15 protein-coding genes are annotated in these 16,799 nt (G+C 67.8%); 5 read left to right on the forward strand and 10 right to left on the reverse strand.

Annotated features, from left to right (window positions below):
* Positions 1 to 97: 97 nt before the first annotated feature.
* Positions 98 to 1,432: an MFS transporter gene (locus tag ACREPD_RS17990; protein WP_431600587.1), complete on the reverse strand. Its 1,335-nt coding sequence runs from the start codon at positions 1,430 to 1,432 to the stop codon at positions 98 to 100.
* 179 nt (positions 1,433 to 1,611) lie between these two features.
* Between ACREPD_RS17990 and yedA the strand changes: the two genes are divergently transcribed.
* The 3 genes from yedA to ACREPD_RS18005 all read left to right on the forward strand — a co-directional run bounded on the left by yedA (position 1,612) and on the right by ACREPD_RS18005 (position 4,668).
* Positions 1,612 to 2,514 carry a drug/metabolite exporter YedA gene (gene yedA, locus ACREPD_RS17995; RefSeq protein ID WP_431600588.1) on the forward strand — a complete coding sequence of 301 codons (903 nt, stop codon included), beginning with the start codon at positions 1,612 to 1,614 and terminating at the stop codon, positions 2,512 to 2,514.
* A gap of 5 nt (positions 2,515 to 2,519) precedes the next feature.
* Positions 2,520 to 3,425: an EamA family transporter RarD gene (rarD, locus tag ACREPD_RS18000; RefSeq protein ID WP_431600589.1), complete on the forward strand. Its 906-nt coding sequence runs from the start codon at positions 2,520 to 2,522 to the stop codon at positions 3,423 to 3,425.
* A gap of 406 nt (positions 3,426 to 3,831) precedes the next feature.
* A complete protein-coding gene (locus tag ACREPD_RS18005) occupies positions 3,832 to 4,668 on the forward strand; it encodes a hypothetical protein (protein ID WP_431600590.1) in 837 nt (278 codons plus the stop codon).
* Positions 4,669 to 4,718: 50 nt separating this feature from the next.
* Here ACREPD_RS18005 and ACREPD_RS18010 read toward each other — a convergent pair whose 3' ends face one another.
* The 4 genes from ACREPD_RS18010 to ACREPD_RS18025 form a co-directional block, all read right to left on the reverse strand.
* Positions 4,719 to 6,029, reverse strand: coding sequence for an ABC transporter permease (locus ACREPD_RS18010; RefSeq protein ID WP_431600591.1), 1,311 nt, complete (start codon positions 6,027 to 6,029; stop codon positions 4,719 to 4,721).
* Positions 6,030 to 6,044: 15 nt separating this feature from the next.
* Complete coding sequence (locus ACREPD_RS18015; RefSeq protein WP_431600592.1) at positions 6,045 to 7,202, reverse strand: ABC transporter permease; 1,158 nt, start codon at positions 7,200 to 7,202, stop codon at positions 6,045 to 6,047.
* A gap of 13 nt (positions 7,203 to 7,215) precedes the next feature.
* On the reverse strand, positions 7,216 to 7,905 hold the full coding sequence (locus tag ACREPD_RS18020; RefSeq protein ID WP_431600593.1) for an ABC transporter ATP-binding protein: 690 nt from the start codon (positions 7,903 to 7,905) through the stop codon (positions 7,216 to 7,218).
* Between the two features lie 121 nt (positions 7,906 to 8,026).
* Complete coding sequence (locus tag ACREPD_RS18025; RefSeq protein ID WP_431600594.1) at positions 8,027 to 9,271, reverse strand: efflux RND transporter periplasmic adaptor subunit; 1,245 nt, start codon at positions 9,269 to 9,271, stop codon at positions 8,027 to 8,029.
* Between the two features lie 341 nt (positions 9,272 to 9,612).
* On the opposite strand from ACREPD_RS18025, the gene ACREPD_RS18030 reads away from it, so the two are divergent.
* Both ACREPD_RS18030 and ACREPD_RS18035 read left to right on the forward strand, forming a co-directional pair.
* Positions 9,613 to 10,842 (forward strand): sensor histidine kinase, encoded by a 1,230-nt coding sequence (locus ACREPD_RS18030; protein WP_431600595.1) that lies wholly within the window; start codon positions 9,613 to 9,615, stop codon positions 10,840 to 10,842.
* Positions 10,839 to 11,441 (forward strand): response regulator, encoded by a 603-nt coding sequence (locus ACREPD_RS18035; RefSeq protein ID WP_431600596.1) that lies wholly within the window; start codon positions 10,839 to 10,841, stop codon positions 11,439 to 11,441. Before ACREPD_RS18030 ends, ACREPD_RS18035 begins: the two co-directional genes overlap by 4 nt.
* Before the next feature lie 118 nt (positions 11,442 to 11,559).
* On the opposite strand, the gene ACREPD_RS18040 is transcribed toward ACREPD_RS18035, so the two are convergent.
* The 5 genes from ACREPD_RS18040 to ACREPD_RS18060 all read right to left on the reverse strand — a co-directional run bounded on the left by ACREPD_RS18040 (position 11,560) and on the right by ACREPD_RS18060 (position 16,720).
* The gene (locus tag ACREPD_RS18040) at positions 11,560 to 12,102 is read right to left on the reverse strand and encodes a cytochrome b (RefSeq protein WP_431600597.1); all 543 of its coding nucleotides are present in this window, start codon (positions 12,100 to 12,102) and stop codon (positions 11,560 to 11,562) included.
* Positions 12,099 to 13,211, reverse strand: a complete 1,113-nt coding sequence (locus ACREPD_RS18045) for a catalase family peroxidase (RefSeq protein ID WP_431600598.1) — start codon at positions 13,209 to 13,211, stop codon at positions 12,099 to 12,101. The genes ACREPD_RS18040 and ACREPD_RS18045 overlap by 4 nt, the downstream gene beginning before the upstream one ends.
* A 163-nt stretch (positions 13,212 to 13,374) precedes the next feature.
* Positions 13,375 to 14,742, reverse strand: a complete 1,368-nt coding sequence (locus ACREPD_RS18050) for a leucyl aminopeptidase family protein (RefSeq protein ID WP_431600599.1) — start codon at positions 14,740 to 14,742, stop codon at positions 13,375 to 13,377.
* A 23-nt stretch (positions 14,743 to 14,765) separates the two neighbouring features.
* Positions 14,766 to 15,476, reverse strand: coding sequence for an HAD family hydrolase (locus tag ACREPD_RS18055; protein ID WP_431600600.1), 711 nt, complete (start codon positions 15,474 to 15,476; stop codon positions 14,766 to 14,768).
* Between the two features lie 128 nt (positions 15,477 to 15,604).
* Entirely contained in the window at positions 15,605 to 16,720 is a 1,116-nt protein-coding gene (locus ACREPD_RS18060; protein WP_431600601.1) for an AI-2E family transporter, read from the reverse strand.
* Positions 16,721 to 16,799: the final 79 nt, after the last annotated feature.

The raw sequence follows: 16,799 nt of genomic DNA on the forward strand, positions 1-16,799 counted from the left end.
TAGCGCCGGCCGTTGGCCGGCAACCAGCCAAAACCAAAACGCAGAAAGCAAAACGCCGGGGCATGCCCCGGCGTTTTTTTATCTGGATGTGGCCCCGTTACTTCCGGGTGCCATCCAGGTAGTTCGGACCCTTGTTCTTCAGGAAGAACACATACACCACCAGCGACACCGCGATGATCGCCGTGACGTAGATGGCGAAGTCGCCCACCCGCCCGGTCTTCAGCGCGCCCTGGTACAGCAGCGGGGCGGTACCACCGAACAGCGAGTTGGCCAGCGCGTAACCAAAGCCCACGCCCAGTGCACGCACGTGGGTGGGGAACAGTTCGGCCTTCACCACTGCATTGATCGAGGTGTAGCCGGTGAGGATCACAAAGCCCAGCGCCAGGGTCAGGAACGCGATCAGCGGGTCATGCTGGTTCGGCAGTTCGGTGACCAGGTACCAGCTGTACAGCACGCCGCCCACACCGAAGAACACCAGCAGGCTCTTGCGGCCCACGATGTCCGACAGCCAGCCGCCGATCGGCTGCAGCACCATCAGGAAGGTCAGCACGCCCAGGTTGATCAGCGTGCCGGTCATCACGTCGGTACCGGCAAACGCGCTCTGGATCATCTTCGGGCCGTTCACCGAATAGGTGTAGAAGGCCACGGTGCCGCCGGCGGTGATCAGGAAGCACAGCAGCAGCGGGCGCCATTGGTGCACGAACAGCTCATACATCGAGCCGGCCGCCTTGGCGCGTCCATCGCGTGCGGCTTCGATCGAGTCTTCGCCCAGCGATTCATCCATCGAACGACGCAGCCAGAACACCACGATGGCCGCCAGGCCGCCGATGCCGAACGCAATGCGCCAGCCCCAGGCCGAGATTTCCGGCTTGTCCCAGAACATCAGCATGGTGAACAGGGTCAGCTGCGCCAGCACGTGGCCACCCACCAGGGTGACGTAGTGGAACGAAGACAGGAAACCGCGACGGCCGGGAATTGCCGCTTCGGACATGTAGGTGGCACTGGTGCCGTACTCACCACCGGTGGCGAAGCCCTGCAGCAGGCGCGCGAACAGCAGGATCAGCGCGGCCCAACCGCCAATCGCGGCCGCCGTCGGGGTCAGTGCGATCAGGAACGAACAGGCGGCCATCATTGTCACTGACACGGTCAGCGCCAGGCGGCGGCCGTAACGGTCGGCGAAGCGGCCGAAGTACCAGGCGCCGATCGGGCGCATCAGGAACGTGGCGGCGAAGATCGCCCACACGTACATGGTGGAGTTCTTGTCGGCGGCCGAGAAGAACTGCGATTCGAAGTAGACCGCGAACACCGAGTAGACGTAGACGTCATACCACTCGACAAGATTGCCCGCCGAGCCCTTCAGGGTGTTGGAGATCGAGCGTTTGAGCGCGGCCTTGTCGTTGGCGGGCGCGGAAAGGGGGGGGGAAGTGCTCATGCTGGGAAACGGTCCTCACGGTGGAGCGATTGTTCTGCTTGTTTTTACCTTACCCCACGTGCATGACGGGTGGGCATTGCACCATGTAACTAGTCCAGGCACGACAGCGTGCCACCACAGGGCATGCCGGGCCGGCGGCAAAGGCCTAGAATCGCCACTCCCCCGCCTGCTGGTCGCATATGGCCGTCACCCCCGCACCCCCGTCCGCCGCCCCCCGCGGTGGCCTTGTCGTCCTGGCGTTGCTGCTGGTCTACGTCGTGTGGGGGTCCACCTATCTGGGCATCCGGCTGGCCCTGGAGGGCGGTGCGCTGCCATTGACGACAGTCTCGGGCGCCCGCTTCATCGTCGCCGGCACGCTGATGTATGCCGTGCTGCGCTGGCGCGGCATGGCTGCGCCGACCCGTCGCCAGTGGCGCAACCTGGGCATCATGGGCCTCACCATGCTGGTGCTGGGCAACGGCATGGTGGTGCTGGCCGAGCGCAGCGTATCGTCCGGCCTGGCTGCCACCGCCGTGGCCTCGGTGCCGCTGTGGATGGCGCTGTTCGGCGCCCTGCGTGGCCAGCACGCCAGCCGCGGCGAATGGCTGGGCATCGCCATCGGCTTCCTCGGCGTAGTCTGGCTCAACGCCGGCAGCAGCCTGACCGCCTCGCTGCAGGGCCTGGTACTGCTGCTGATCGCGCCGATCGGCTGGGCCTTCGGCTCGGTCTGGGCGCGCAGCCTGGACCTGCCCAGCCCGTTCATGACGGCGGCCGGACAGATGCTGTGCGGCGGCGTGATGCTGGTCGCGCTCGGCCTGGCCACCGGCGAACGCCCCACCACCTGGCCCAGCATGAATGGGCTGTTGGCGGTCGTGTACCTGTGCATGTTCGGTTCCATCGTGGCCTTCACCGCCTATGTGTGGCTGCTGCAGAACGTGCGCCCGGCGCTGGCCGCCAGCTACGCCTACGTCAACCCGGTGATCGCCGTGCTGCTGGGCACGCTGATCGGCCATGAGCATTTCGGCCCGCATGACCTGCTGGCCATGGGCGTGATCCTGGCCGGCGTGCTGGTGCTGACCCTGGCGCGGACCCGCAGCCGGTGAGCGCCATGGACCGTACCGCCCTGCAGGAACAGCGGCGTGGCTTGGCCATCACCGCATTCACCTTCACCCTGTGGGGGCTGGTGCCGGTCTATTGGCACCTGCTCAGGACCGTGCCCTCGCAGCAGATCATTGCCCACCGCATCATCTGGAGCACCGTGCTGGTGGTGGCCTGGCTGTTGATCAGCAACGGCGCCGGCTGGTGGAAGCAGATCGCCGCGCAGCCGCGCGCGCTGCCCACGCTGGCGTTGAGCAGCCTGGCCATTGCCTTCAACTGGGGCCTGTACATCTGGGCGATCAACGCCGGCCATGTGATCGAGACCAGCCTGGGCTACTTCATCAACCCGCTGGTGAGCGTGCTGCTGGGCGTGGTGGTGCTCAAGGAGCGCCTACGAGGCCTGCAATGGCTCGCCGTGGCGTGCGCCGCCGCGGGCGTGGCGTGGCTGACCTTCGATGCGGGCACCCCGCCGTGGATCGCGCTGGGGCTGGCCTGCTCGTTCGGCCTGTACGGCCTGCTGCGCAAGCTGATCTCGGTGGACCCGGTGGCCGGGCTGGGCATCGAGAGCCTGTACCTGTTCCTGCCCGCGCTCGGCTTCGCGCTGTGGAGCGAGAACGGCCATGGCGGCGGCTTCTTCGGCGGCTGGGGCTGGCGCAACGACCTGCTGCTGATCATCGGCGGCGTGGTCACCGCCGTACCGCTGATCGGCTTTGCCTATGGCGTAAAGCGCATCCCGTTGTCGTTGGTGGGCATCCTGCAGTACATCGCCCCCAGCCTGGGTCTGCTGCTGGGCGTGTTCTTCTTCCGCGAACCCTTCGACACCGCCAAGGCACTGGGCTTCGCCGCGATCTGGACCGGCCTGCTGCTGTTCATTGGCGACAGCCTGTGGCGCTCGCGCGCGCCGGCGCGGACCTGACATCCCGCAGCCACGCATGGCGTGGCTCTACGGCACCCCCGAATACCGGCCCCGGCCGGTAGAGCCACGCCCTGCGTGGCTGAGCGACCACCACCCGAACGGTAGAGCCACGCCCTGCGTGGCTGCCCCGCGGGCGCACGCCCGGCCCCGGTAGGGTCGCATCCCAATCGACTGCCGTTAACGCGTGCAGCACCGGTAAGGCATGGACCCCACCGAAGAAGGCCTTACGGCCAGAAGACCGCATACCGCATGCAGCACCACCGAGCGTCAGACGCGCCCCCGCCAACACACCCTTCCCAATGATGCAGACACACATCCGCAACTTTCGCCCAGTTCCGATAGCCGCCGACGCGACCGGCCGCTGAAATCAGCTGACCCGCATGTGCGGGCCATCAGGGAGCGAACAATGAGGAAGTTAATGTGGCTGATCATGGCTGCACTGCCGTTCCAGGCAGCAGCCGAGGTTGAGGACCCGATCGCGCGTCCGTGTTACATGTGCACGCCGCAGGAAATGCACGAACGTGCACGAAACCTTGGGCCCGGCGAGCACTATGTCTATGGCAATGGCGCCATCCTCGGCTTTCGCGTGACCGGCGGGAACGGGCAGTTCGTCGCGGAGCAGTTCGCGCCGGCGGCCTGGATACGTACCCAGTACACCGAGCTGATGCGCCTGTACGACCAGAACCGCGGCGAGTTCGTGGATACCTGGACCACCCTGTCGCTGAATCCTCCTGGCTCCCCGCATGTGCGGAGCGACTTGGTGCTGTGGGGGCACCATGTTGCCGGGGTGCACCCGGACCATCTGCAGGCGCGGGAATATGTCCGGCGTGTGTTGACCAATGCGACGCGCTTCAACTACCTCAAGGCAGACAAGGAGCATGGCCGCGTACTGCGCTTCGAGGCGCAGCTCGACGGGCGGATGCCCCTGATTGCCCGGATACATACCGGTTACACCCAACTGGGCTTTAAAGAGTTCTTCTTCGACTACGACAACAAGCGCTGGGAATACCTGGAATCCGGCGACATGTACAACCGCATGCAGGATCGCCCGGAAGCCTTCCTCAGTGCCGACGGTGGCCCGCGCAGCTTCCGCTATCCGTACACCTACCACGAACTGCAGCCCTACTTCGTGCAGCGGGCAGAGTTCGCCGGCGTCAAGGTCATCGGCCAACTGCCCGTGCGCAGCGATGTGATGTTCAACTGCAGCCGTGTCGGTATGCAGACCGAATGCCGCATCAACTGAGCTGAGCCCCACCTCCTGCAGCGCCCACACAGGCGCTGCAGGATCGGCACTCAGGTCTCACGCAGTGCCGTAGTAATCGGCAGCCGCGCCGCACGCAGGGCCGGGAACAACCCGCCCACCAAGCCGATGCCCAACGCCCACTTCAATCCGCTCCACAGCAGGTCGGGCGACACCCGGAACTGGAACACCACCTGGCTGAAGTTGCTGCCGATGGTGGACACGCTGTAGCCGTTGAAGATGGCCCACGCCACCAACCCGCCCAGCAGGCCGCCGATCAACGCCAGGAACATGGTTTCCAGCATGATCGCGGTAACGACTGGCACACCACGGAAGCCGATGGCGCGCATGGTAGCGATCTCCCGCGCACGCGTGGCCACGGCGGCATACATGGTGTTGAGCGCGCCGAACACCGCGCCGATGGCCATGATTGCGCCGATCACCGTACCCAGCACGCTGATCAGCTTGTTCAGGCCGCCGCCTTGCTTGGCGTAGTACGCACGCGTGGTTTCCACGTCCAGCTTCAGCCGCGGGTCTGCGGCAACCGCATTCTTGAACTGCTCGAACCCGGGCTTTCCCTCGGTGCGCACATTGATCGACTGCCAGGCGCTGCGCTGGTAAGTGGTGGCCAGCGTCTGCGCGTCGGTCCACAGCTCCGAATCGTGCGCATCACCGGAATTGAACACGCCCACCACGGTCCAGTCCTGGTTACCCAGCAGCAGTTTGTTGCCAACCTCCAGGCCACGGAACTGGCCCTGCGCGCCCTTGCCCACCACGATCTCGCGCAGGCCGGCATTGAAGCGGCGGCCTTCGGTGATCTTGACCTTGTCGTGCACCACCCAGGCCATCTCGCCCACGCCGCGGAACTGCGCGTTGACGTCGGTGCCATCACCCTTGGAGACCAGGTTCACCACCTGCGAGAGCTCCGGTGAAATCATCGCCCGTCCGCGTTCGTCCTTGGCCACGCCGGGCAGGGTGGACATCAGCGGCACCTGGTCGCGCATGATCACCGAGTTGGTTTCGGCCTGCGAGCCGCCGCGCAATACGATGGCGGTGGTGTCATCGCCAGTGCTGTTGAGCGTGGCCTGGAAGCCCTCGCCCATCGCCAGCATCGCCACCAGCACGCCGACCACGCCGGCAATGCCCACCACCACCACCGACGAGGCGCCCCAGCGTTGCGGCAGGCTGGCGATGCCGATCCGCGTGGCGGCCAGCGACAAGCGGCCGCTACGGGTCAGCAGCAGCCACAGCACCAGCAGCACCGCCACCACCAGCACGCCGATCCACGGCAGCGCGATCCATACCCCAAGGCCGATCGCCAGCAGCAGGATCGACAATGTGTTTCCCAGCCAATGCTTCTTCATGTCGTTCTCCCGGGCTCAGCGGCCGGCCAATGCATCGACGATCTTCAGCCGCTTGGCGCGCAGCGCCGGCAGCAGGCCCACCACAATGCCGATCACCACGATCAGCCCGACGCCCATCGCCCAGGTCTGCAGCGGCACATGCGGCGGCAGCAGCCCCATGGTCTTGGGCGCCAGAGCCGGCAGGACCATCGCGGCCAGGCCCATGCCGATGGCACCGCCCAGCCCGATCAGCAGCACCGCCTCGATCATCACCAGCACCAGCACCGTGCGGTCGTGAAAGCCCAGCGTCTTCAGCGTGGCCAGTTCCGGCACACGCTCGCGCACCGCCTGGGCCATGGTGTTGCCGGTCAACAGCAGCAGGGTGAAGAACACCGCGCCCATGATCGAGGTGACGATCAGGCCGATGTCGGCGAACTGCTTGACGAAGGCCTGCTGGAACGCCGATTCGGTCTGGGTCTTGGTTTCGTGGTCCGAGTTGGCCGAGATCGCGTCGATGGCCTGGACCACGCGTGAGGCATGGTCGGGGTTGTCCAGCGTCACCGTATACCAGCTCACCTTGTTCTTGATGTAGTCGTTGGACTCATCGAAGTACTTCCAGTTCATCATCAGCTGGCGCTCCTCGTTGGCCGCCAGCGTGCGGTCCTTGGAGCGGTAGATGCCCACCAGCTGCAACGGCCAGTCGTTGCTGCCGCCACGCGGGAAGATGGTGGCCTGCAGGGGAATGGTGTCGCCGATCTTCCAGCCGAATTCCTTGGCCAGCGTTTCACCCACCACCGCGCCGGTGCGCGTGTCCTTGAAAGCCCGTGCCTGGTCCGGCGGCAACTGCAGTTCGCGGTAGACGTCGAAGTAGTTCGGCGCCACCGAGAAGTTGGCGAAGAAGTTCTTCGGGTCGCGGTAGATGCCGCCGAACCACATGCCGTAGGTGACGTCCTTGACCCCGGCCACCTGCTGTATCTGTGACTCCAGGCGGATCGGCAGCGACTGGGTGATGGACAGGCGCGAGGCCACGATCAGGCGGTTGGCACCTTCCACGCTGCCGCCGGAGCTGAAGGCCACGCGCACCGAATCGAGCATGCCGAACAACAGGAAGGCAGCCACCACCGAAAGCAGGGTCAGCAGCGTCCGCGTCTTGCTGCGGAACAGCTGTGCCCAGATCAGCGAGAAATACTTCATCGCGGCATCTCCTTCAGTGGCCGGCCGGGATGTCGGCCAGCTCGCCCTTGTCCAGGTGCACAGTATGGGGGGCGTACTCGGCGGCCTTGGGGTCGTGGGTGACCATGATGATGGTCTTGCCGTGCTCGCGGTTGAGCTGCTGCAACAGGCCCAGGATCTCCTCGGCGGACTGGCGGTCGAGGTCGCCGGTCGGTTCGTCGCAGATCAGGAAGGTCGGGTCGGAGACGATGGCGCGGGCAATCGCCACGCGCTGCTGCTGGCCGCCGGACAGCTCGTTGGGGCGGTGGCTGCGGCGGTCGGCCAGGCCGACCAGGGTCAGTGCGATCTCGGCGTTGCGCTTGCGCTGCGCCGCACCCAGGTGGGTGAGCAGCAGCGGCAGTTCCACGTTCTTCTGCGCGGTGAGCATCGGCATCAGGTTGTAGAACTGGAACACGAACCCGACGTGGTGGCTGCGCCAGGTGGACAGCTGGCCGCCGGTCATGCGGTCGATGCGCTCGCCCTCGATCTCGATCTCGCCGCCGGTGGGCGTGTCCAGCCCGCCGATCAGGTTGAGCAGGGTGGTCTTGCCGGAGCCGGACGGGCCCATCAGCGCGACGAAGTCGCCGCGCTGGATATCCAGGTCGATGCCGTGCAGCACCTGCACCTTCTCGGGGCCGCGCTGGTAGGTCTTGGTGATGTTGCGGAGCGAAACCAGGGTGGACATGGGTGGTTCTCCGTGGATCGATGATTCGGGAATGGATCGCGGGCAGCCGCCCGCAAGCGCGCCGGGTCGGCACGGGCATCGCACAACATCGGCTCGCGACCGGGTCGCGGCACCGCCTTGCTTACTGCGGTTGCTTTTCCACCACCGCGCTGCCATCGCGCAGTTCCGGCGGCGGGTTGGTGACCACCTGCTGGCCGGCGCTGAGGCCGCGGGTAACCTGGCGGTCGTTGTTGAGCGCCACGCCCACGGTGACGGGCACCTGTTGAACGCGCTTGTCGTCGCCGACCACGAACGCCACCGTCTTCTGGTCGCGTTCCACCAGCGCCGCCGCCGGCACGCGCACGCCCTTGGGCGCGGCGGCCTGGGCCGGCGCGGCCGCTTCCAGGAAGCTCACCCGCACGCCCATCTCCGGCACGATGCGCGGGTCCTTGGTCTTCAGCGCCACACGCACCTTCACCGTGGCCTTGCCGCGGTCCGCGGTGGGGATGATGGCGATCACCTCGGCCGGAATCTTCCAGTCCGGGTAGGCATTGAGGGTGGCCTCGACCGGCATCTTCGGCTGCACGCGGCCGATGAAGGCCTCGCCGACCTCGACCTCGATCTCCAGCGAGTCCATGTCCACGATGGTGCCGATGCCGGTACGGGTGAAGCCGCCGCCGGCCGACAGCGGCGACACGATCTCGCCGGGCTGCGCGGCCTTGGCGGTGACCACACCGGAGAACGGGGCACGCACGATGTTGTTGTCCACGCCCAGGTCGGCAATGGCCAGTGCATCACCGGCGACGCGGGTGTTGCGCTGTGCGGTGCGCAGCTGCGCGCGCAGGCTGTCGCGCTGGGCCATGGCCAGGTCGTACTGCGAGCGCGAGACCAGCTGCTGGCCCACCAGCGTCTGCAGGCGCCCGGCCTCGGCATTGGCCTGGGCCACCTGGGCTTCCAGGCCGGCCAGCTGGCTGCGTGCCGCTTCCAGCTGTGCCGCCGACAGGCTGCGCTGTGCGTTGGCATCGATCGGGTCCAGGGTGGCCATGACCTGGCCTTCCTCGACACGCATGCCTTCCTCGATCATCACCTCGCGCACCTTGCCGGTGATCTTGGCCGACACCGTGGCCATGCGCCGGGCCACCACGTAGCCGCTGGCGTCGAGCACCGAGCTGCTGGACGTGCCCTGCTGGATGGCCACCACCGGCGCGGTGGTCACCTCGATCGGCCGTTGGCGGCCAAATACGAACCAGCCGATGCCGCCCAGCACCAGCAGGGCGACCACGGCGATCACGATCCACAGGCCACGGCGTGGCGAAGACGGCGGCGGGGCCGACGCCTTGTTGCGGTCGATGCGGAGTTCCTTCAGAAGTTCAGCGGATGCGTTCATCATGACTCTGGGACGTGGAATCGGGCCGAGTGTGACCGCAACCTTGGTCACGGGCAAACGGGCGGGGGGAGCAGCTGGGGCACAGCATGCCCGCAGACCGGGGCCGCCCGGCAGTGACAGCTGTCATCTGCTTGGGGTGATGAAGGGAACTGGAAGTGCTGTTAGCGACCCCCCATCGTAGGGACACGCCATGCGTGTCTGCTCGGGCCACCGGCGCCACGTACACCCGGACACCGCGCAGCCACGCATGGCGTGGCTCTACACCTGATGGCGCGTACACCCGGGCACCGCGCAGCGCAACACCGCCCTGCCCACCGTCCCGCCCTTCCGAGGAAACTGCCATGATCGCGCCTGACCCCCCGCCTCCGGAAACGACCGTGTCACCCAGCCGGCTCGCCACCTTGCTTCGCCCCGCGCCGGATTCGGCCGTTGCCGACAACCTACGTCGCGGCAAGCCCGCCTGGTCCGACGCGGTCCACCTGCTGTGGACCGGTTGGGTGTTCCTTACCCCGATGTTCGGCAGTGGCTACACCCTGCTCTGGATGTGGCTGACCCTGCTCACCTATCCGGTCTTTCTCGCGCTGTATGCGCGCCAGCTGCTCGGGCCGCGCCGGCACGCGCCGCGTTACGCGCTGGCCATGGTGATCATGGGGCTGGCATTGCTGCCGTGGTATCCGGCGGGCATCAGCTACTTCATCTTCGGTTGCGTCACATTGCGGGTGTGCCGCACCGGCAGCGCGTGGCGCTACCTGGTCCAGCTGGCGGCGCTCAATACCGTATTCGTAGGCATCGCATTGTGGGTGGGCTACCACTGGCAGCTGGTGGTGTGGATTCCCTCGATGGCGTTCATCATCGGCGTCATCGTCAACGTGGAAAGCACCAACAAGGATCGCGACGCGGCCCTGCAGCTCTCGCAGGACGAAGTACGCCGGCTGGCCGCCACCGCCGAACGCGAGCGCATCGGACGCGACCTGCACGACCTGCTCGGCCACACGCTCTCGCTCATCACCTTGAAGCTGGAGCTGTCGCGCAAGCTGTTCGACCGCGACCCCGAGCGCGCGCGGCTGGAAGTCACCGAGGCCGAGGCCATCGCGCGCCAGGCGCTGGCCGAGGTGCGCAGCGCCGTCACCGGCATCCGTGCCAGCGACCTGGCGGCCGAACTGGCGGCCGCGCGCCTGCTGCTGGAATGCCAGCACGTGCACCTGCACTACGCACCGCCGCCGCCGATGCCGGCGGAGATCGAACGCGGGCTGGCACTGGTGTTGCGCGAGGCGGCCACCAATATCGTGCGGCATGCGCAGGCCAATGAAGCCTGGGTGCAGTTCGAGCAGGACGCGCGCACGCTGTGCATGCGGGTCCGCGACGACGGGACCGGCGGCGTCCAGGCCGACGGCAACGGACTGACCGGCATGCGCGAACGCGTGGCCGCATTGCGCGGCACGCTGCACGTGCATTCCGCGAAGGGGCAGGGCACCACCGTGACGGTGCAGGTACCGCTGCCGGCCGCCACCACGGCGGTGCCGCCGCCGCCTGCCACCGCGCCGGCGCTGCCCAGCGGGGTGCTGCCATGATCCGCATCGTGCTGGCCGAAGACCAGGCGATGGTGCGCGGCGCGCTGTCGGCGTTGCTCGGGCTGGAGCCGGACATCGAGGTGCTGGGCGCCGCGGCCGACGGCGAAGCGGCGTGGCGCATGCTGCAGCAGCTGCGGCCGGACATCCTGGTGACCGACATCGAGATGCCCGGCCTGTCCGGCTTGGAACTGGCCCAGCGCATCGCCCGCCAGGGCCTGCCTATCAAGGTGGTGATCGTGACCACCTTCGCGCGGTCAGGCTTCCTGCGCCGCGCGCTGGACGCCGGCGTGTGCGGTTACCTGCTCAAGGATGCGCCGGCCGAGAAGCTGGCCGACGCGCTGCGCCAGGTGCAGCACGGCGGCCGTGCCATCGACCCGCAGCTGGCCCTGGACGCGTGGTCGCAGGCCGACCCGCTCAATGACCGCGAGCGCCAGGTGCTGCGGCTGTCCGGCGACGGCCGTTCGGCCAGCGAAATCGCCACGCAGCTGGGGCTGTCGCACGGCACCGTGCGCAACTACCTGTCCGAGTGCATCGGCAAGCTGGGTGTGGCCAACCGCATAGAAGCCTACCGCCTCGCCAGGCAGAAAGGCTGGTTGTAGAGACACGCCATGCGTGTCCCACGTAGCGCCCGGTAGCACACGACCGTTGGTCGTGTGACCGATTCCGCGTGGTGTTGGATTTCAACCGCAGCCACCCATGGGGTGGCTCTACGTCGGGTTATGGGCCATCCTTGCCCTTCGCCATCGCCTGGAACACCCCATCCCGCCGCACCCACAGATGGAACAACGCCGCGCACAGGTGCAGCACCACGGTGGCGAACAACGCATACGCCAGCAGGCTGTGCGCACTGCGCAACGCGGCATACAGCGCGGGGTCGTGCGGCACGATCGGCGGCAGCAGCACCCCCGCCCACATCTGGATCGGGTAGCCGCCGGCCGACAGCATCGCCCAGCCCACCAGCGGCATCGCCAGCATCAGCCCATACAGCAGCCAGTGCGAGGCATGCGCGGCCGCGGCCTGCCACGCGGGCAGATCGGCCGGCAGCGGCGGCGGGCGGTGGCGCAGCCGGTTGACCAGGCGCAGCAGCGCCAGCAGCAGGATCGCAATGCCCAGCGGCCGGTGCAGGTCCACCAGCAGTGGCCGCCAGTGCAGCGAGGCCACCATGGTCACGCCAACGAACAGCATGGTCAGGATCAGCGCGGCCATCAGCCAGTGCAGCACGCGCGCGGTGAGGTTGAAATGGCCCGAATCGCGGTTCATCGCGCCTGCTCCTTGCCGGTGGCCGGCTCGGCCTTGCCGCTGGCGATCTCGCGTTCGCGGCGGTTGAACGAGACCGAATACACCGCCGAACGTGCCGCCAGGATCGGATCATCGGTACCGGCGATGCCGCTGGGCAGGATCAACGGATCGAAGTTGAGGTTGTTGCAGGCACCGCCGGCCTGCGGCTGCATGGCGGCCAGGCTCAGCGTGCCCACGTTCACCTGGCGGCGTTGTTCCGGCCAGGGAATGGACGGGTCGTTGATGGCGTCGGAAGCGTCGGCAATCGTCACCCACATGTCCCAGCGCACCGGGCCCTGCGCGAGCCGCCGCCCGAATTCGTCGGCCAGGTAATCCAGCCCGGCCTGCGCGCGCTGTTCCGCGCTCATCGCCTCGAACGGCGCCTGCGGGCGCATGCTCCAGCGCACCACCTGGGTCTTCCCGTCGGCGGCGGTGAAGCGGAAGCTGTTCACGCCGTTGTAGTCGGTGTTGGCCCAGCTGGTGGACCACGGCGCGGTCTTGGCCCACGCCCCGAAGGCGCGCGCGGAGGGGTACTTGGCGGCGATGGCGGCCATCTTCGCCGGGTCCGGCTTGCCGGTGGCCGGGTCGGGAATGCCGGCGCGGGTCTGTTCGAGGAAGGCTTCGGCGGTAGGAACGGCGAAGAACGGGAAGCTGTTCATCGCGGTGCGCCATTCCTGCCCATCATCGGTGACCAGCTGCAGCGCCATGCTGCGCACCCGTGCGTTGGCGTCGGCACCGTGCGGGTCCGCACCGCCGATCGACAGCCGGCCCAGCACCGGCACCTGCTGCTGGCGGAACACGCGTGCCGAGCTCAGCGCCGCGCCTGCCGGCGTGCCGGTGAACGTGCCACTGACGCACACGCCCTTGCTGTGCGCGCGGCGGAACCCCGGGTGGTTGGCGCCGGTGGCCTCGATGGTGTCGGTGAAGGTCTGTGCGGTGGCGCGGTCGCGGCCGATCCAGCCGGCCAGCCAGGCAAAGGCCAGCACCAGTGCGCCGGCGACCAGTGCGATCAGCGCGATCCACAGCAGCGGCGAGGGCGGGCGTGGGGCACCGGGCTCACGGCCGGCACGGGTAAATCGAAAGAGCGACATGGGCCGTTACCTGCCTTCTCGAAGGTGAGGGGGTGGGTGCGGCCATGGTGTCAGAACCCCGGTCGCCCGGATATTCACATTTTCGACAAGGTTTAACGGCAGATCCCCGCCGGGGCGGGGATCTGCGGGCGAAACGCACGCCGGGCAGCGCCCGGCGCTACGGTCAGGCGTAACGGGTCTTCAACATCGCCCACGCCGAGCGCAGCGCCAACGCCTCACCGCCGGCCGGGCGGCCCGGCCGTTCGCCGTCGTTCCAGGCATACACGTCCAGATGCGCCCACACCTGGCCTTCGGCAATGAACCGCTCCAGGTACAGCGCGGCCGTCACCGAACCGGCCATGCGCGAACCGGCGTTGGCCAGGTCGGCAATGCCGCTGTGCAGGTAACGCAGGTACGGGCGCCACAGCGGCATGCGCCATACCGGGTCGCGGGTGGTCTCGCCGGCCTGCAGCCACTGCTGGGCCAGCGCGTCGTTATTGCTGAACAGCGCCGGCAGGTCCGGGCCCAGCGCGATGCGCGCCGCGCCGGTGAGCGTGGCGAAGTCCAGCACGATCTCCGGGTTCTGTTCGCTGGCGTAGGTCAGCGCGTCGCACAGCACCAGCCGGCCCTCGGCGTCGGTGTTGTCGATTTCAATGCTCAGGCCCTTGCGGGTGGCGATCACTTCGCCCGGGCGGAACGCGTCCGGCCCGATCGCGTTTTCCACCGCCGCAATCAGCAGGGTCAGCTGCACCGGCAACTGCTGGGCCATGACCAGCCCGGCCAGCGCCAGCGCATGCGCGGCACCGCCCATGTCCTTCTTCATGTTGCGCATGCCGTCGGCGGGCTTGATGTCCAGGCCGCCGGTGTCGAAGCACACGCCCTTGCCGACCAGCGCCACGTGCGGCTGGCCCGGCTGGCCCCAGCGCAGCGCGATCAGGCGCGGCGCGCGGTGCGAGGCGCGGCCCACGGCGTGGATGGCCGGGAAGTTCTGCTCCAGCAGCGCATCGCCGGTGATCACGTCCACCTGCCCGCCATGCGCGGCGGCCAGTTCGCGTGCGGCGTCTTCCAGCTGCTGCGGGCCCATGTCTTCGGTGGGCGTGTTGACCCAGTCGCGCACGCGCAGGCTGGCGGCGATCACGTCGCGCACCTCTGCCGACGGCGCGGCCAGCAGCTGTGCCGGCGCGCGGTTGGGCTTTCGGTAGCGGGCGAAGCGGTAGCTGCCCAGGCCCCAGCCCAGGTGCAGCAGGGTTTCGATATTCGCCGGCAGCGCGCCTTCCACCTGCCACACGGTGCCTTCGGGCAGGGCGAACGGCGCATGCGCGTAGGCATAGGCATCGCCCGGGTCGCCCACGCCGACGATGGCACCGGCCAGGCCGTGTTCGCCCGGCAGCAGCACCACGCTGCCACCGCTGCCGTTGAAGTGCTGCGCGTCCAGCCAGGCAACCAGGGCCGGGCTCTGCTGCGCGCGCCACACCGCGAACTGTTCGCGCTCCATGACATGCAGCGGCAGGGCCTTGGCCGAATCGGTGGTGAAGCCGGTGATCTGGGTCATGCGGGGTCGTGCTCCGTTCGTGGTCAGGCGCGCTGCAGCGATGCGTTCGCATCGAGCCAGTCGGCAAGCCCGGTCAGGGTGTCGAACTGCAGGTCGGGCTGCAGTGAAGGGTGGTGCCAGGTGTGTTCAACCCGGTTGATCCAGCAGCCGCGCAGGCCGGCCTGCATGGCGCCGACCACGTCCATCTCGATGTGGTCGCCCACGTGCAGCACGTGGGCCGGGGCGACGCCCAGGCGTTCGCAGGCGGCGTGGAAGATGCTGGCGGCCGGCTTGGCAGCGCCGTGTTCGCGCGAGCCCAGCTGGAAGGCGAAGTGGTGGTCCAGCCCGATCCGGGCCAGGTCGGCATTGCCGTTGCTGAGCGCGGCCACGGGTACCCGGGCGGCGATGCGGGTCAGTGCGTCCACCGCATCGGGGTAGAACTCCACCTGGTTGCGCGCGGCGTAGAACGCCTCGTAGGCCGGTTCCAGCAGGGCCAGGTCGGCGCCGCTGTTCTCCAGGGCCTCCTGCAGGGTCAACCGGCGCAGGGCGCTCAGGTCGTAGTGCAGGTGCGGGTTGTCGCGGAAGGAGCGCTCGCGCAGTTCACGCATCGCCGCCACCGGGTACATCGCGGCGGTGGCGGGGCTGTGCTGGAGCATCCACTCGTACAACACCTGGTCAATGCGGGCGCCGATGGGGGCGAACGGCCACAGGGTGTCGTCGAGGTCGAGGGTGATGGCTAGGACTGGGAAATTCACCCGCCCATTCTACGCCTGCCGGCCTCCGGCGCGGACAGGCGCTGTGCCGGTAGGGTTGGTTCCCGAACAACTGCCGATAACGCCGATCGGCACGGTAACGCATGACCCGAAACCGAAGCCTTCGCCGTTCATTCCAGCAACTTGGCCCAGCCCTGGGTGCCGTCCAGCCGCGCCAGCACCAGCTTGATGCAGACCAGCAGCGGTACCGACAGCAGCAGCCCCACCATGCCCCACAGCCAGCCGAACACCATCAGCGCCAGGATCAGGATCAGCGGCGAAATCGCCATGCGCCGGCCCAGCACGATCGGGGTGACGATCTGGCCCTCGATGGTGTGCAGGGCAAGGTACGCCGCCGCCGGCAGCAGGGCCTGGAACGGGTCGGTGAATTCCACGAAGCCCATCAGCAGCATCAGGGTCACGCCGATCAACGGGCCCACATACGGCGCGAAGTTCAGCAGGGCCGCCACCGTGCCCCACAGCAGCGCTTCCTGCAGGCTGATGCCCAGCAGCAACAGCACTCCGGAGAAGATCAGCCCCACCAGCGTGTTGATCACGGTGATGGTCAACACATACCGCGAGACTTCGCGTTCGATCGAACGCAGGATGTCGGTGGTGAACCGCTGCTGCTGCCGGCTGGGGAACAGCGCGATCGCATGCTTCTGCAGGTTCTGCCCGTAGATCATGAAGAACAGGGTGAGCAGCACGACGGCCAGTACCGACGCGGCCAAGCGCGGCGCCCGGGTCAACACCCTGTAGGGATCATCCAGCTGGGTACGCACCACCTGCACCTTGCGGCTGCCTTCGCCGCCGGCCACGCGCGCGAAGTTCTCCGCGGCCAGGTTGGCCTGCTGCACCGGCTTGGTCAGGTTCTGCACCTGGCGGGCCACCTTGCGCAGCTGCTGCGGTGCCTCCTGCGCCCATTCCATGGCCGGGCCGACCAGCTGAACGCCGAGCGCAGCGGCGCCGCTCAGTCCCACCCCGATCACCAGCACCGCCGCCAGGAAGCGGGGCACCCACAGCCGCCCGAGCAGGCGCAGGATCGGGTTACCGACCAGCGCGAAGAACATCGCCAGCAATACCGGCAGGATGATTTCCTGCGCGGCCCACAACGTGAACCCCACCGCCAGCGTGGCCAGTACCACCAGCGACATCGGCGCGCGCGGACGCGGCGCAGGCGGTGTCGGTGCCGAAACCACGTCGGCATCGATGTCGGTATCGGCAAGGGAGGGTGCAGGGACGCTCATGCTGGTCGCACGCTGGAGGGGAGACGCATTATTGGGCAACCCGGGTGCGCGCGGCGTGTGGAAAAACGGACCGGTAGCG

This window comes from Stenotrophomonas sp. (assembly GCF_050737075.1).
Taxonomy (GTDB): Bacteria; Pseudomonadota; Gammaproteobacteria; order Xanthomonadales; family Xanthomonadaceae; genus Stenotrophomonas.

Excerpts from the sequence above, each read along its gene's own strand:
- yedA (WP_431600588.1), top strand. The coding sequence starts at position 1,612 with ATGGCCGTCACCCCCGCACCCCCGTCCGCCGCCCCCCGCGGTGGCCTT.
- ACREPD_RS18050 (WP_431600599.1), bottom strand. The coding sequence starts at position 14,742 with ATGACCCAGATCACCGGCTTCACCACCGATTCGGCCAAGGCCCTGCCG.
- ACREPD_RS18060 (WP_431600601.1), bottom strand. The coding sequence starts at position 16,720 with ATGAGCGTCCCTGCACCCTCCCTTGCCGATACCGACATCGATGCCGAC.
- ACREPD_RS18030 (WP_431600595.1), top strand. The coding sequence starts at position 9,613 with ATGATCGCGCCTGACCCCCCGCCTCCGGAAACGACCGTGTCACCCAGC.
- ACREPD_RS18005 (WP_431600590.1), top strand. The coding sequence starts at position 3,832 with ATGAGGAAGTTAATGTGGCTGATCATGGCTGCACTGCCGTTCCAGGCA.
- ACREPD_RS18045 (WP_431600598.1), bottom strand. The coding sequence starts at position 13,211 with ATGTCGCTCTTTCGATTTACCCGTGCCGGCCGTGAGCCCGGTGCCCCA.
- ACREPD_RS18015 (WP_431600592.1), bottom strand. The coding sequence starts at position 7,202 with ATGAAGTATTTCTCGCTGATCTGGGCACAGCTGTTCCGCAGCAAGACG.
- ACREPD_RS18010 (WP_431600591.1), bottom strand. The coding sequence starts at position 6,029 with ATGAAGAAGCATTGGCTGGGAAACACATTGTCGATCCTGCTGCTGGCG.
- ACREPD_RS17990 (WP_431600587.1), bottom strand. The coding sequence starts at position 1,432 with ATGAGCACTTCCCCCCCCCTTTCCGCGCCCGCCAACGACAAGGCCGCG.
- ACREPD_RS18025 (WP_431600594.1), bottom strand. The coding sequence starts at position 9,271 with ATGAACGCATCCGCTGAACTTCTGAAGGAACTCCGCATCGACCGCAAC.
- ACREPD_RS18035 (WP_431600596.1), top strand. The coding sequence starts at position 10,839 with ATGATCCGCATCGTGCTGGCCGAAGACCAGGCGATGGTGCGCGGCGCG.
- ACREPD_RS18020 (WP_431600593.1), bottom strand. The coding sequence starts at position 7,905 with ATGTCCACCCTGGTTTCGCTCCGCAACATCACCAAGACCTACCAGCGC.
- rarD (WP_431600589.1), top strand. The coding sequence starts at position 2,520 with ATGGACCGTACCGCCCTGCAGGAACAGCGGCGTGGCTTGGCCATCACC.
- ACREPD_RS18040 (WP_431600597.1), bottom strand. The coding sequence starts at position 12,102 with ATGAACCGCGATTCGGGCCATTTCAACCTCACCGCGCGCGTGCTGCAC.